This window comes from Mucilaginibacter sp. Mucisp73 (assembly GCF_059491465.1).
In genome coordinates, this window is sequence record NZ_CP168507.1 from 1,598,445 (window position 1) to 1,613,176 (window position 14,732).

The 14,732-nt window shown below is 42.5% G+C and carries 14 protein-coding genes; 6 read left to right on the forward strand and 8 right to left on the reverse strand.

Annotation, left to right across the window (positions count from 1 at the left end):
- Positions 1-52 precede the first annotated feature (52 nt).
- Positions 53-994, reverse strand: coding sequence for a hypothetical protein (locus ACEN82_RS06955; protein WP_413322189.1), 942 nt, complete (start codon positions 992-994; stop codon positions 53-55).
- Between the two features lie 96 nt (positions 995-1,090).
- On the opposite strand from ACEN82_RS06955, the gene ACEN82_RS06960 reads away from it, so the two are divergent.
- Complete coding sequence (locus ACEN82_RS06960) at positions 1,091-1,558, forward strand: CYTH domain-containing protein (RefSeq protein ID WP_413322190.1); 468 nt, start codon at positions 1,091-1,093, stop codon at positions 1,556-1,558.
- 7 nt (positions 1,559-1,565) lie between these two features.
- Here the strand turns inward: ACEN82_RS06960 and ACEN82_RS06965 are convergent, their stop codons facing one another.
- A complete protein-coding gene (locus ACEN82_RS06965; protein WP_139159960.1) occupies positions 1,566-1,859 on the reverse strand; it encodes a hypothetical protein in 294 nt (97 codons plus the stop codon).
- Positions 1,860-2,190: 331 nt separating this feature from the next.
- Here ACEN82_RS06965 and ACEN82_RS06970 point away from each other — a divergent pair, with 331 nt between their 5' ends.
- On the forward strand, positions 2,191-2,529 hold the full coding sequence (locus ACEN82_RS06970) for an ArsR/SmtB family transcription factor (protein ID WP_413322191.1): 339 nt from the start codon (positions 2,191-2,193) through the stop codon (positions 2,527-2,529).
- Complete coding sequence (locus tag ACEN82_RS06975; protein WP_413322192.1) at positions 2,526-2,951, forward strand: SRPBCC family protein; 426 nt, start codon at positions 2,526-2,528, stop codon at positions 2,949-2,951. Before ACEN82_RS06970 ends, ACEN82_RS06975 begins: the two co-directional genes overlap by 4 nt.
- 117 nt (positions 2,952-3,068) lie before the next feature.
- On the opposite strand, the gene ACEN82_RS06980 is transcribed toward ACEN82_RS06975, so the two are convergent.
- From ACEN82_RS06980 to ppnP, 3 genes are all read right to left on the reverse strand, one after another.
- Positions 3,069-4,547: a glutamate synthase subunit beta gene (locus ACEN82_RS06980; protein WP_112655527.1), complete on the reverse strand. Its 1,479-nt coding sequence runs from the start codon at positions 4,545-4,547 to the stop codon at positions 3,069-3,071.
- Positions 4,548-4,550: 3 nt separating this feature from the next.
- Entirely contained in the window at positions 4,551-9,068 is a 4,518-nt protein-coding gene (gene gltB / locus ACEN82_RS06985) for a glutamate synthase large subunit (RefSeq protein ID WP_413322193.1), read from the reverse strand.
- A 698-nt stretch (positions 9,069-9,766) separates the two neighbouring features.
- Entirely contained in the window at positions 9,767-10,048 is a 282-nt protein-coding gene (gene ppnP, locus ACEN82_RS06990) for a pyrimidine/purine nucleoside phosphorylase (protein WP_413322194.1), read from the reverse strand.
- A gap of 164 nt (positions 10,049-10,212) precedes the next feature.
- Here ppnP and ACEN82_RS06995 point away from each other — a divergent pair, with 164 nt between their 5' ends.
- Positions 10,213-10,779: a DUF6252 family protein gene (locus tag ACEN82_RS06995; protein ID WP_274987837.1), complete on the forward strand. Its 567-nt coding sequence runs from the start codon at positions 10,213-10,215 to the stop codon at positions 10,777-10,779.
- A 74-nt stretch (positions 10,780-10,853) separates the two neighbouring features.
- Here the strand turns inward: ACEN82_RS06995 and ACEN82_RS07000 are convergent, their stop codons facing one another.
- Complete coding sequence (locus ACEN82_RS07000) at positions 10,854-11,261, reverse strand: hypothetical protein (RefSeq protein WP_495644092.1); 408 nt, start codon at positions 11,259-11,261, stop codon at positions 10,854-10,856.
- A gap of 228 nt (positions 11,262-11,489) precedes the next feature.
- Between ACEN82_RS07000 and ACEN82_RS07005 the strand changes: the two genes are divergently transcribed.
- Positions 11,490-12,041: a sugar O-acetyltransferase gene (locus ACEN82_RS07005; protein WP_090526642.1), complete on the forward strand. Its 552-nt coding sequence runs from the start codon at positions 11,490-11,492 to the stop codon at positions 12,039-12,041.
- A 153-nt stretch (positions 12,042-12,194) separates the two neighbouring features.
- Here the strand turns inward: ACEN82_RS07005 and ACEN82_RS07010 are convergent, their stop codons facing one another.
- Together ACEN82_RS07010 and ACEN82_RS07015 are read right to left on the reverse strand one after the other, a co-directional pair.
- Complete coding sequence (locus ACEN82_RS07010; RefSeq protein ID WP_413322196.1) at positions 12,195-12,980, reverse strand: DUF817 domain-containing protein; 786 nt, start codon at positions 12,978-12,980, stop codon at positions 12,195-12,197.
- Between the two features lie 3 nt (positions 12,981-12,983).
- Positions 12,984-13,754 (reverse strand): oxygenase MpaB family protein, encoded by a 771-nt coding sequence (locus ACEN82_RS07015; protein ID WP_413322197.1) that lies wholly within the window; start codon positions 13,752-13,754, stop codon positions 12,984-12,986.
- Between the two features lie 259 nt (positions 13,755-14,013).
- On the opposite strand from ACEN82_RS07015, the gene ACEN82_RS07020 reads away from it, so the two are divergent.
- Positions 14,014-14,577 carry a KilA-N domain-containing protein gene (locus ACEN82_RS07020; protein ID WP_090526647.1) on the forward strand — a complete coding sequence of 188 codons (564 nt, stop codon included), beginning with the start codon at positions 14,014-14,016 and terminating at the stop codon, positions 14,575-14,577.
- Positions 14,578-14,732 lie beyond the last annotated feature (155 nt).

A 14,732-nucleotide genomic window follows, 5' to 3' on the forward strand; every position in this document is an offset into this window, starting at 1 on the left:
GACTTATTATGAACGCTAAAACGAGGAGATTACATAACCTCGTGACTTGAATCTATACGCCCCGGTTTCCCGTAACATGAACGGCTATCTCGCTGGTATGCACTATACCAAGTGTTTTACCGGGAATAAAGTTCAGGTAGTATTTAAGGTAACTGTTCATTACCGCTGTAGAGAGGTGAATATAATTTTCCTCGTAGCTTTTTTCTGTAAATACCGTAAGGGGTTTTCCATAATGTATTTGCCCGGCCGGATCAATAAACATGGAGAATGAATAGTAAAAATTGCTGTAGGCTTTATCGATGGTAATATCAAACTCGGGGTTCATATAATCATAAGAAGTATCGAAGTTGTTGAGCATGGTTGGCTCTGTATGGCGTTTACTAAAAGTAACATGCGGGCTTTTGCTTTCAATCTCCACAGGTTGTCTTGCGGCAAATGCTTTGGTAAAATCTTTATCCGCTGTATTGGTTAATGATTGTATATATACAGTATCCCTTCGGCTGGGACTTTTGCATTTGCTTATATCGCCATGGAGTACATTTTTAATATAATTATCCGCATAAAAAACCATGTAAACTTTGGCGCCGCGCGTATCAACCGAATCTGCATAGGCCTTGAGCAATTCAATGATCATGCTGTCTTTTGTCATGGTTTTAACTTTGAGCCAGGTGCGGGCCGTATTAAAAATAGAGTCATAACCACGGGTAAGGGGAAAATTGATGAACTGTTTTTTTGTTGGGCTATAGATACTGGTAGAATCATTTGAAACAAATCGCATTTTCCATTCCGGTTCTAACTGGTAACCAAAATGGTTAAATGATAGCCCGTTTTGTGAACGGCGCGCAATTTCGGTATAGCTGATGCCAAAGACAGGTTTAAATGAGATCAGATCTTTTTCGCCGTCATGTTTAACAATGTTGCGGTGTTTACAGCCAAGGCAAAACAAAGTCAATACAATGCAGGTTAAATTTGTAAAAGGTTTAGCAATTAGCATATAGGTTCGATATATTATAAATATATGATATTTACCAACGCCCAAATGTTAAATAATGCTAAAATTGCAGATTGTAAGTAAATCTGATATAAGCTGATGGCAATTGAAATAGAACGTAAATTTTTGGTAGATCAGGAGAAATGGCAGCAGGTAACAAAGCCTGAAGCAGTGCATTTCAGGCAGGGGTACATTTTTAGTGATGAAAAGAAAACTATCAGGGTACGGGTTACTGATGCAGAAGCATATATCACTATAAAAGGGAATACAGCAGGTTTTAGCCGGAGCGAGTTTGAATATACTATTCCCGCAGCCGATGGCGTTCAGTTGCTTGATAATTTTGCCGCTTCCGAGTTGGAAAAACACCGCTACCGCATTACTTATGCCGGTAAACTTTGGGAAGTTGACGAGTTTTTAGGCGATAACCAGGGCTTACTGATGGCCGAAATTGAACTTGGCAGCGAGGATGAAGAGTTTGAACTGCCTCCATGGGTAACAACTGAGGTAACCGGCGATGATCGGTATTATAATGCCAGGTTAAGCGTTCATCCTTTTAAAAACTGGTAGCAACTTTTCAGGCACATTCCGGTAAGCCGAGCAGATAGTCGGGTTTCGATTCGTCGTAAACAGTCTTCACATACTTGTTGCCCTTGGGACAAACAGCAGGGATCAAGCTGGTTTTATTGCCTTTGTCATCAATAATGTAAGCCTCACCATCCTCATGTTTTATCCAGTCATAAAGTTTCGACCTTTCGGTGAGGCCTTTTACATTGATCCGCTCGTTGATCCATTCAAGTGAGTCGATGGCCACATACGGGTTATCGTGCGGTGCGCTGTCGGTTTTTATAGATACTATACGTACTGCCATTGTATTAAATTGCATTAAACATTCAGGTGGGATAAAAATATGGTAAAAAGCAATACCCCGAAATAGGTATAATCACCCAATTTTCACTACGTAAAATTACCTATGGTATAGGCGCTGCTGCTTGCTGACCATATCGCTTATTTGGCGAATAATGAAATGATTTGCGGATAGGAGTGTATTGCATATGCTTGTAAATAAGTATGTTGAAAGTAAAGTAGCACCCTGTAGGTGCGTGTTGCATCTTTTTAAGAAAATTAAAATAGATATTGCGTAACCAAATGGTTTCATTTATATTTGTAACCGAACGGTTTCATGTTTCCGTTCTGTTACTATGCGAAGAGATGTTTTCCAGGCCATTGCCGACCCAACCCGTCGTGAGATCATTAACCTGCTGGCCAGCCGGCAAATGAACCTTAATGCCGTAGCCGATAATTTTGATATCAGCAGGCCGGCCGTATCCAAACACATAAAAATATTAACCGAATGCGGTTTGATCATTATTAAGCAACAGGGGAGGGAACGCTATTGCTACGCCGATTTGAAACAGTTAAAGCAAGTTACAGACTGGGCAGAGCAATACCGCCGGTTTTGGACGCAGAAACTCGATGCCCTCGACGCTTTTTTAACCAACGAACAAAATACAGATAACCATAAAAAAAGCAAACTATGAGCACACAACCATTTGTAATTGAACGTGTTTATTCGGCGCCCATTCAAAAGGTATGGGAAGCCATTACCGTTAAAGAAAAAATGAAAGAATGGTATTTTGACCTTGCCGAATTTAAACCCGAGGTAGGATTTGAATTTGAATTTACGGCGGGAGATAGGGATAATTTTCAATACCGTCACCTGTGCCGGGTAACTAAAGTTGTTGAGGGTAAAACCATTGCTTATACCTGGCGATATGATGGCTACGAAGGTGACTCGGAAGTTACGTGGGAACTTTTTCCTGAAGGGAATGGTACCAAATTAATCCTCACCCATAGCGGTCTGGAAACTTTCCCGCCGTTGGATTCCTTCAAAAAAGAAAATTTTGTTGCCGGCTGGACACATATTACAGGTATTTCGCTTAAAGAGTATCTTGAAAAGTAAAAAACAATAAAGCCGGGCAAACGCCCGGCTTTATAATTAAAACAATATGATAAGGAGATATCTACTTTGTGAGTTAAAAATAACTAACCTCTAATCTCAAACCTCCAATCTCTAACATTAAAACACCTGGTCGAACTGGTTAACAGCGTCTTTACTTTCCAGCAGAGAGTGGCCCATTAAAAACTCGTCAACCTTGCGGGCAGCTTCGCGGCCTTCAGATATAGCCCAAACCACCAGTGATTGTCCGCGGCGCATATCGCCTGCTGTAAACACTTTGCTTACGTTGGTACGGTAAACACCTTCTTTGGCTTTAACGTTTTTACGGTCGTCAATTTCAACGCCAAGCTGGCTGATGAAAGTATCATGCTGTGGATGTAAGAAACCCATAGCCAGGAATACACGCTGACAAGGGATTTCACGCTCCGAACCTTCAACTACATGGAATTTTACAGGGCGACCCATAAAATCCTGTTCCCATTCGACATCAACTACTCTCAGGGCACGCAGGTTACCTTCTTCATCGCCTAAAAATTCTAAAGTATTAACACCCCAGAAACGGTCGGCACCTTCCTCGTGTGAGCTGGTAGTTTTCAGTACCATTGGGTAAGTAGGCCATGGCATATGCTGTGTACGCTGAGCCGGCGGCTGGAACATCACCTCAAATTGCTTGATTGATGCAGCACCCTGGCGGTTTGAAGTACCCACACAGTCTGATCCGGTGTCACCACCGCCAATTACCACTACATCTTTGCCTGTAGCTATAATATCTTCGGCAGTAACTTCAATATTGCTAACACGTTTGTTTTGCTGTTTCAGGAAATCCATTGCAAAATGGATGCCTTTTAACTCACGGCCCGGAATGTTAAGGTTGCGCGGGATGGTTGAACCTCCTGCTAAAATCACGGCATCGTTGTTACGTACCAGTTCATCAGCAGCTACGTTTACGCCAACCTCGCTGTTGTATTTAAATACAACGCCATCTTTTTCCATCACCTCAACACGGCGCTCAACAACCCATTTCTCCAGTTTAAAATCCGGGATGCCATAGCGAAGCAAGCCGCCTGCACGGTCATCACGTTCGTAAACGGTAACGGTGTGGCCAACTTTTACCAGTTGGGCTGCTGCGGCAAGACCCGCAGGGCCCGAACCTACAACGGCTACCTTTTTGCCCGTTTTAACGAGCGGAGCAGTTGGTTTTACAAGATTTTTCTCGTAAGCGATCTCGATGATATGGCGCTCAATTTCCTCAATAGCAACAGGCGGCTTGTTGATGCCTAACACGCATGCAGATTCGCATGGAGCAGGGCAGATGCGGCCTGTAAACTCAGGGAAGTTATTAGTTGATGATAATATATGGTAAGCTTCTTCCCAGTTTTTACGATACACGGCATCATTAAACTCAGGTATGATGTTACCCAAAGGGCATCCCGAATGGCAGAAAGGGATACCGCAATTCATACACCTGGCCGATTGCTGGTTAAGCTTCTCTTCAGTATATAAATTCACAAATTCGTTATAGTTCTTAACGCGTTCAGCAGCCGGAACTTTTGATGGAAGTTCGCGATTAAACTCCTGAAATCCTGTAGGTTTTCCCATTTCTTAGCCTATGGTTTGATATTGTAATTTCTCTAATACTTTTTTATACTCTCTCGGGAATACTTTCACAAACTGGGTTGATGCTTCATTCCAGTTGTTTAGTATCTTTTGCGCCAGCTTGCTGCCGGTTAAGGTGATGTGTTTACGCAGCAGGGTGAGGATCTGCTCTTCGTCTTGTACGCTTAGCGGGTCAAGGTCAACCATTTCGGTATTGCAGTTTTCTGCAAACGTACCTTCAGGATTGTAAACCCATGCTATACCTCCGCTCATACCGGCTGCAAAGTTGCGGCCTGTATTACCAAGGATAAGCGCACGACCACCGGTCATGTACTCGCAACCATGGTCGCCGATACCTTCAACAACAGTGGTAGCGCCAGAGTTACGTACCGCGAAACGCTCGCCGGCCATACCACCTACAAACAACTCACCTGATGTAGCACCATAAAGGGCTACGTTACCGATGATGATGTTATCTTCAGGTACGAATGTTGCGTTAGCTGCCGGATAAACGGCTATCTGAGCGCCCGAAAGACCTTTACCTACATAGTCGTTAGCTTCGCCTTCCAGCTCGAAAGAAACACCTTTAGTGGTGAATGCTGCAAAACTTTGACCAGCCGAACCTTTGAATTTGAAGTTAACGGTATTGTCAGGTAAACCAGCTGATCCATAAACTTTAGAAATCTCGTTAGATAACAAGGTACCGATGGTGCGGTCAACGTTGATCACATCAAACGAAGCAAATACCGGGGTTTTATCTTCAATAGCAGGTTTCGCTGCTTCCCATAGTTTCCAGTCAAGGATATTGGCCATGCCATGATCCTGTGATTCACTGTTGTACAAGGTCATACCTTTGGTGTTGGTAACCGGGTGCAGGATGCCGCTCAAGTCAATCTTTTTGGCTTTCCAGCTTTGCAGGTTATCTTTCACTTTCAGGAACTGTACGCGGCCAACCATTTCATGAATAGTACGGAAACCAAGCTCGGCCATGATCTCACGCAACTCTTCGGCCATAAAGCGGAACAGGTTAACGATATGCTCAGGTTTGCCCGAGAATAATTTACGTAATTCAGGATCTTGAGTAGCCACACCTACAGGGCAGGTGTTCAGATGGCATTTACGCATCATGATACAACCGCCGGCAACAAGGGCAGCAGTAGCCACACCCCATTCTTCGGCGCCCATCAGGGCTGCGATTGCCAAATCGCGACCAGTTTTCAGTTGACCGTCTGTTTGTAGCACCACACGGCTGCGCAGTTTATTACGTACCAGTGTTTGGTGAGCTTCGGTTAAACCAAGCTCCCATGGTAAACCAGCATGTTTGATAGAGCTTATTGGCGATGCACCAGTACCACCGTCATAACCGGCAATCAGGATCACATCGGCATGAGCTTTGGCAACACCGGCTGCAATTGTACCTACACCGGCTTTTGATACCAGCTTAACGTTGATACGGGCAGCACGGTTAGCATTTTTAAGATCGAAGATAAGCTGTGCCAAATCTTCGATAGAGTAAATATCGTGGTGCGGCGGAGGAGAGATCAAACCTACACCCGGAGTAGAGTGACGGGTTTTAGCGATCCAGTCGTCAACCTTGTGGCCCGGCAGCTGACCGCCTTCACCTGGTTTTGCACCCTGTGCCATTTTAATCTGCAACTCATCGGCGTTGGTAAGGTAGTTTGAAGTTACCCCAAAACGGCCCGATGCTACCTGTTTAATGGCAGAACGTAACGAATCGCCGTTTGGCAATTTGTCGTAACGCATCTCGTCTTCGCCACCTTCACCAGTATTACTTTTACCGCCAATACGGTTCATGGCAATAGCCATGGTGCTGTGCGCCTCGTGCGAGATAGAGCCGAATGACATGGCACCTGTAGCGAAACGCTTCATGATGCTTTCTGCAGGTTCAACCTCATCAATGCTGATCGATTCGCGGTGGTGGGCAAAATCAAGTAAACCACGGATGGTGAAGTGTTTTTCAGTTTGCTCGTTTACTGCCTTAGCATAGTTTTTATATACCTCGTAGCTATTAGTACGTGTGGCGTGCTGTAACAGGTGAACGGTAGTAGGATTAAACAAGTGGGCTTCGCCTCGGCGTTTCCACTGGTAGATACCACCTTCAGGTAACAGGTTGTCAGCTCCTTTAGCTTCAAAGCCCATTTTGTGTTTGCAAAGTGCTTCACGGGCAATTTCATCGAGGCCTAAACCGCCTATGCGGGTAACTGCACCGTGGAAGTATTTGTCAACAACGGTTTTGTTTAAACCAAGGATCTCGAATACCTGTGCGCCATGGTATGACTGTAAGGTTGAGATCCCCATTTTCGAGAAGATCTTCAACAAGCCATCGTTAATAGATTTAACGTAGTTATTCCGCAGCTTTTTGATATCGTAGCTGGTTTCAAGGCTGCCATTATCTTTAAGGGTTTCAATAGTTGAAAGCGCCAGGTACGGGTTGATAGCTGTGGCACCAAAGGCCAGTAAGCAAGCAAAGTGGTGTACTTCCCAGGCATCGCCGGTTTCAACAACCAGGCCAACAGCGCCACGGCGACCTTTGCGGATCAAATGGTGGTGCACTGCTGATACAGCCAGCAGGGTAGGGATAGGGGCATGCTCAGAATCAACCGCACGATCCGAAAGGATCAATACCTCAAAGCCGTCATCAACAGCATCCTCGGCGTAGCGGCAAAGGCGTGCAATGCCTTTTTCCAGTGAACCCGGCAGGCCATCAGCCTTAAAGTATGTTTGCAGTGTTTTAGCGTGGAACAGGCCGGTATCGATACTGCGCAGTTTTTCTAACTGATGGTTTTTCAATATCGGGTGTTTCAATACCACGCAATGACAATGCATTTTATCCTCATCAAGCAGGTTGCCATTGTTACCAATAAAGGTAGCAAGGCTCATCACCAAACGCTCACGGATCGGGTCGATTGGCGGATTGGTTACCTGCGCGAAGAATTGTTTGAAATAGCTTGACAGGTGCTGAGGTTTGTCCGAAAGGATAGCCAAAGGCACATCGGTTCCCATTGAGCCTACAGGCTCTTTGCCATCAAGGGCCATCGGTTTAATGATGGTGTCGATATCCTCGCGGCTGTAGCCGAATACCTGCTGGTAACGGTATACAGAGGCTTCAGACAGGTTGGCGAAAGCCAGGCGCGGTTCTGAAAGCTCGCTCAGGTTAATTTTATAATTCTCTAACCAACGGCCATATGGCTGTTGTGATGCAATTTGTTGCTTGATCTCTTCATCAGTGATGATGCGGCCTTTTTCAGTATCGATCAATAACATTTTACCAGGCTGTAAGCGGCCTTTGCGTAAAACAGTGCTTTCGTCGATAGTTAAAGTACCTGCTTCAGAAGCAGCTATTACACGACCATCATTGGTGATCACGAAACGTAGTGGGCGCAAGCCGTTACGGTCAAGCAAAGCTCCTACCAGTTTACCATCGGTAAAGGTAATTGCGGCAGGTCCATCCCATGGCTCCATCAAAGTAGCGTGAAATTCGTAGAACGCTTTTTTAAGCGGATCCATAGCTTCGTTGCCGTCCCATGCTTCAGGTACCAGCATCATCATTACATGTGGCAATGAACGGCCGGAGTGCAACAATATTTCAATGATATTATCCAGACAGGCAGAATCCGACTGGTTGTTATCGATCACCGGCAACAACATATCCATTTCTTCGGCAGTAAAGTATGACGAAGCGTATGATTTCAGGCCGGCATAAAACCAGTTTAAGTTACCTGTAAGGGTATTGATCTCGCCGTTATGCGCAATTAAGCGGAATGGCTGGGCCAGTTTCCATGAAGGGAAAGTATTGGTTGAGAAACGCGAGTGGATCATGGCAAAGCCCGATGCAATACGCGGATCAGAAAGATCAGTATAGTATTTACGCAGCTGGTAGGTAGTAAGCTGCCCTTTGTAAATAATTGTTTTACAGCTTAATGATGTAAAATAAAAATTATCAGAAGCGCCGGCTACCGTTTCAGTAATGGTTTTGTTGATATACCTTCTGAGCACGAATAATTTGCGTTCAAAATCATCGGCGTTGGTAATATGATGTGGCCTTGCGATATAAATTTGCTCAATATCAGGCTCGGCCTGGCGGGCTGTTTCACCAATAACTGATGAATCAACGGTAAGCTTACGCTCGCCCAGCTTATGTAAACCTAATTTTTCAATAGCATTGTTAATAATGGTACGGCAGGCCTTTTTCTGGGCCGAATCTTTAGGTAAAAATATCATACCTACACCATACTCGCCGGGTTCCGGCAGGCTGATCTCGAGGTTTGAGCATTCTTCCATTAAAAACTCATGGGGCAATTGTATTAAAATTCCCGCACCGTCCCCGCTCTCGGGGTCGCATCCGCACGCACCGCGGTGTTCCATGTTTTCGAGCATGGTTAACGCGTTATCAATAATTTGGTTGGTTTTATGACCGTTGATATTGGCTATAAATCCCGTTCCGCACGAATCGTGTTCAAATTCCGGTCTGTAAAGACCCTGGTGGCTATCAGTTTGATCCATTGTTTAAATTAAACCGTTTACAATTTTATAAGGGGTGTAACCACGAAGTTACCAAAACTCAAATAAATTATAAAATTTACGGTAATTTTTAAAGATTTCTAAAAAATCAATTATTTAAATCATAGTTATTTAACATTATCTCAACAAAAAGAGATAAATATTATGATGTACAAAATGAAAGTACGAAAAAAATTATTTAGAATCAATATAAAGTTATACCAAACTTGTGCAATACATTTATTAAAGCTGACTTTTTAGCTATAACCAAATTAAATTTTGTGGTGTTTCTCTATGTGATTAGTAGGATTTGGAAAGTTAGTTCATAGTTGATGGTTCATAGATCATGGTTGAAATTGGATTAATTGAGGAAGCAAAGCCATTGGAGCATAACGGCAGGAAGTGCCAGAGGTGCAAGAGTTTGGTGGAGATAAGATAGGAGAATTTTCAGCGTACCACGCGTGCACAATACAATGCCTTTTGCGAAGTACCAAAAGAATAGTTTAATTGTCTGAACTGGAATTTATAGAATTAAGAATTAACAGAATGCTGAGTATTGAAAGACTTACGAAGTTTTCGAAACTTCGTAAGTCTGAATATCAATTGACTAAGTCTTTAAATTGTATTTGGGAGAGTGATTACCTTTAGTTAACCATGAGCTATCAACCATGAACCATGATCTATAGGCCATGAACTGCCAACTACTTATAAATACACAAATATGAACTCTGTATTTCTGTTTTTACTTTAAATGATGTATTGGCTTCAACCTCAAATACTTGACCGTTGGTAAAAGTTTGCCATTGGCTTTGGCCTGGTAATAAAGCTTCAAGGCTGCCTTCAATTACGGTCATGGTTTCGTGGCTTGATGTGCCAAATTCGTATTCGCCGGGTTCAATAACGCCGATAGTTGAGCGCGCTTGCGGAGTGGTGTATGCCAGTGATTTCACGGCGCCTTCAAAATATTCGTTTACGTTGATCATGTTTAAAAATTTCGGCCTAATATGGTTAAATAAAATGAATTGTATTATAATTGGGGCTTAACTATTAAAAGCCGCCGTGCCGGCGAATGTTAAAATATGTGAAAAAAGTAATTTCAGTTGTGATTATTACTTCTTAAACATCGTTATTTGCATAAAATTTATATATGAGGAAAATCCAACTATTAATGCTGTTCGTTTTATCAGCTATAATATTCCAGGGCTGTAAAAAGGACGTTGTTACTTCTGCTTCCACTACTTCCGACCAAATACTTGCCGCAACTATAAATGGTACATCATGGATCCCTGATGATGTTACCGCTACTATAAATTATGATGCTACTGCTAAAACAAAATCATTTAGTGTAGTTGGTACTGCTGACCTGAAAAGAGTAAAATGGACGATTACTTTAAGTGATGCTAATGCTACCAATGTCAATACTTTTCCGGTGGCTACTTATAAGGTTGACGCTACCAACAGGGTAAATATGGCTTATTTTACATCAACAGGCGGTACATCCTATAATCAGGTGGGGGTGGTTGAGCCAGGTTCGGGTTCTATCATAATTACCTCCATAGATCCATCAAAAAATGTGATAACCGGTACCTATAGCATGACCACAAAAAAAGTAAACTATAATGATGATGGTACCATTGCCTCTATTGAAACGTCGCAGATATTAGGTGGTACATTCACTAATCTGCCTTATACCTTTACCCAGGTCAGTAATTAAATAAATTAGAAAATATAACATGAACGCCCCGGGTTGTAATATCCCGGGGCGTTCTTTTTTAAACCGATCCGTAATTATTGGCCAGGACTTGGCCTGGTTGGGCTCGACGGATTAGGTGTCGGGCTTGGTGTTGTTGGGCTTGGCGTATTTGGTATAGGGCTTGGGTTAGGCGTATTTGGCTGAGGTGCCGGATTAGGGGTATTAGGTGTTGGTGAAGGGTTTGGTGTTGGCGTTGGCGCAGGAGTTGGTACCCGATTTGGATCAGTAGGCGTTGGTGTTGGACTTGGCACAGGATCTGTTGGTTTTGGTGTGGGCACCGGCGTTTTTGGTTTCTTTTTATTTTTATCTGGCACAGTATCCGTGGTCAATATGTACTTTGTTACTGATACACCGGTATTTTGAGCTTGGTGTCCGTTAGCTAATGCCAAAGAGCCGGCTAATGATAGGGCGATAGCTGCGGCTGTTATTCTTAAATTTTTCATATTTTTTTCTTTTTATTTATGAAAAGTTAACTATTAATATAACTTGACAGGAAGGAAATAGTTTTTGAAATTTGAAATGAATCCAAGTCCAGTGTATTAACCACACCTATTGAAATAGATGACCTGGGAATGCAACGAATTATAACAGAGTTTGCATTGTTGATGAGTGGCCGGTTAAATATTGAGCACTTATATTTGCCTGTAACCTGCATATGCAAACATTATCCTATGACTGAACTTGAAAAAATGATATCCGGCGAACTGTACAATGCCGGGGATGCCGAACTTGTTGCCGCCCGTTCAAAAGCCCGGCAATTGTTTACACAATACAATGCCGCAAGTTATGATGACAAGGAAACCAAAACCGCCCTGTTAAAACAACTGCTGGGAAGCTTTAAAGGCAATATTGATATTCAATCGCCTTTTTACTGTGACTATGGCTTTAATATAATAGCCGGGGATAACCTGTTTCTGAATTTTAACTGCATTATATTGGATTGTGCCCGTGTTACCTTTGGCGATAACGTGTTCCTGGCGCCCAATGTTCAGCTCTATACAGCCTATCATCCTGTAATAGCTGCCGAACGAATCAAAGGCCCCGAATATGCGGCACCTATTACTATTGGCAATAACGTGTGGCTGGGTGGTGGTGTAATTGTTTGTCCCGGAGTTACCATAGGTGATAATACGACAATAGGCGCAGGAAGTGTGGTAACCAAAAGTATTCCGGCAAATATAGTTGCTGCAGGAAATCCATGCCGGGTGATCAGGGAATTGTGATTTCATTATAATTTCGGATTTCGGAATTTCGATTTCCCGGATTTGGGGACTTTGGGAGCAAGCTATTTTAGACATATGTGAAGGAACTGAAGAAACTTCTTTTATGCTTAGCCCCTTTACTTGAAATTACCGAGCTTGACATTGTGAAAGTATTCAAGCTGATAACACCGGTAAGGGCTTTGTGCTGTCTTTTAATAATTTCAGTTCGGTAACAATGATAAAGCTTACAATTACCAGGAAGGCCCAGGAGCTTATTTTCTGATAATTTACTACTGTCCAGGCATGGTGCTGGTAGGCATAGCGCCAGGCCCCAAGCCGGGTAGCTATATTTTCGGCAAGCCAGATGAAAAAACCTATCAGCATAAATGATAATATTGTTGGCATGCGAAAGACTTTTCCCTGTAAATGAAAAACTACTACCGACCGCCTGAAAAAATAAAGGATCAGCACGCCTATGCCATAGCGGATATCGGGCATAAAATGATTGCTAAAAAAATTAAAGTATATCAAAATACCTATAGTGCGGGTAATGTAACGATTAGGCCAGTTTTGTATTTGCAGGTTAAGCCTTCGCCAGGCCTGGCACATATAGCTGGCAACACTGGCATACATAAAGCCGCTGTATAACGGAACGCCGCCTATTTTCAGATAAGCAAATTCAGGATAGGCCCATGAGCCGTAGTGAACTTTGAAGATCTCCATTACCAGGCCCAGCAGGTGAAATATGCAAATTACCAGTACTTCATCCTTAGTTTCGATCCCGGTGTAATATAAAGCAGCCTGGATAAGCAGGCAGGCTATCAGCATAAAGTCATAACGGGGCAAAATGCCTGCAAACAAATGCGAAAGTGCCAGCATGGCAAATACCAAAACCGGGAACAGGCAAGAGAGCGCCTGCTGCTGCACAAAGATCCCGAAATGTTTAATAGCTGTTTTCATGGATTAATTTAAAGCATATGCCTGGTCCATTCCCTGGATCTGGATTTTGTATTGCACCGGCAAGAGAGCATCCCTTAAAAACTTTCCGGGTTTAAGGTTTTTTATTGCCTTATATACCTTTAATACAGGCCAAAGCCAGGTTATTTTACCCAGCGGCAGTTGTTGGCTAACCTGCGTGGGTACGGTTAGCAACTGTGCCTGCTTCAGAATCTGATACCTGGCAAAACCAAGATGTTTTTTATACTGATGATATAAATCGGCAGTGAAAGCGCTGTTAATTAAATTGTGTTCAAGGTGTTCTTTGCGCATTTGAAGATAGTGTTGATAATCTGATGGTATCCCTGTTAGCTGCATTCGTTCGCCAACCCGGTTAAATACATTAAACACTTCGGCTTTTTCGGCTGCGCTAAGAGGCTTTTCCAGTAATTCATATGAACGGATGGACAGATCGATCAACAGGAACAGCACATCGCGATAAGCCCAGTCGGGTATTTGGGAACCACGGGCGGTTTCAACACCTTTATGAATGGCATTTATTTTATCAATAGCCTTTAAAGCTTCATCGCGTTCCGAAAAAATGATTTGCCGCGAATAGGCTACGGTGCTAAACAGGCGTGCTAAAGGATCAGCAGGAAGTTTGCCCGTGAAATAAAGCCAGTCAACAGCCTTATTTAAAGCAAACTCGGCTGCGGCCCCGGCGAAAATGAACAGGATGGTATCTGCCTTGCCCCAGATCCTGCGCACTATCGAATGTTCATCTACAAAAAGGTTCATGTTATATGTTTTTTGTTGCTTTTACTTTACTTTATAAAAGTACTTTGTGTTTCAAAGTTAGTAAAATGATTTGAGTTTGCAATGGGAAGCAGGCGATTTATTTTAGAGTGATGGAAAGTTGGTATCAGATTCAGTTACTAATTGATTGCTAATTTTTATGGTTTTTTAATTGTTTAAAACTTTTTTGCTAATTTTTGTAGTTTTAAAATTGCTGTTGGTATACTTGTATTTTAATAAGAGATATATTTAGAGCAGGCTTATGGTAAATGCAGTTTTTGAATTTGAATTTAATAATCAGGTTGTTGAGTTTGATATCAGCGATAAGGATTTAATGATCAATGCCACAGAAATGGGCAAGATCTTTGGGAAAAACCCAACAGAGTTTTTAAAGCTGAAACAAACTAAAGATTTTATTGACGAATTGAAAAGCATGCCCTTGCCTTTTAATGAATCGAATTTTGAAGGAAACAGCGCAAAGAATTCTGCTGACCTGGAAGCCATGATATTTGTGAATAAGCTGGATGGGCTATGGATGTGCGAAATTTTAGCATTGAAATTTGCAGGCTGGCTTAACCCTAAGTTTGAAGTTTGGGTGTATAGCACCATCCGGGAATTTTTGCCCAACTTAAGGGATAACAACGAGGCCTATAAGCAAATTGTAAAGTTTGAAGATCAGTTGGATAAACTGGTGAAAAAACTACAAGGCAATGCCGATTTTCAGGCCTATATGCAATTACAGGAAAAATTGAAAAAGCTGCCTTACCGGATCAAAAGAAACAATCAGGCTACCTTAAGGCAGTACAGGCAATTGAAAGCTATTTGATATATTTTTATAAAAGAGTGGATTCAGCTTTCCCAGGGTTCGTTTTTCCTCTCTTGAAAATATTTAACATTCCGTTTTGCCAACCTAATGTCATTAAATCACCGTTGATTTCGTATTAAATAATTGTTATTCTATTTTTTTTACTTTCGCTTTTT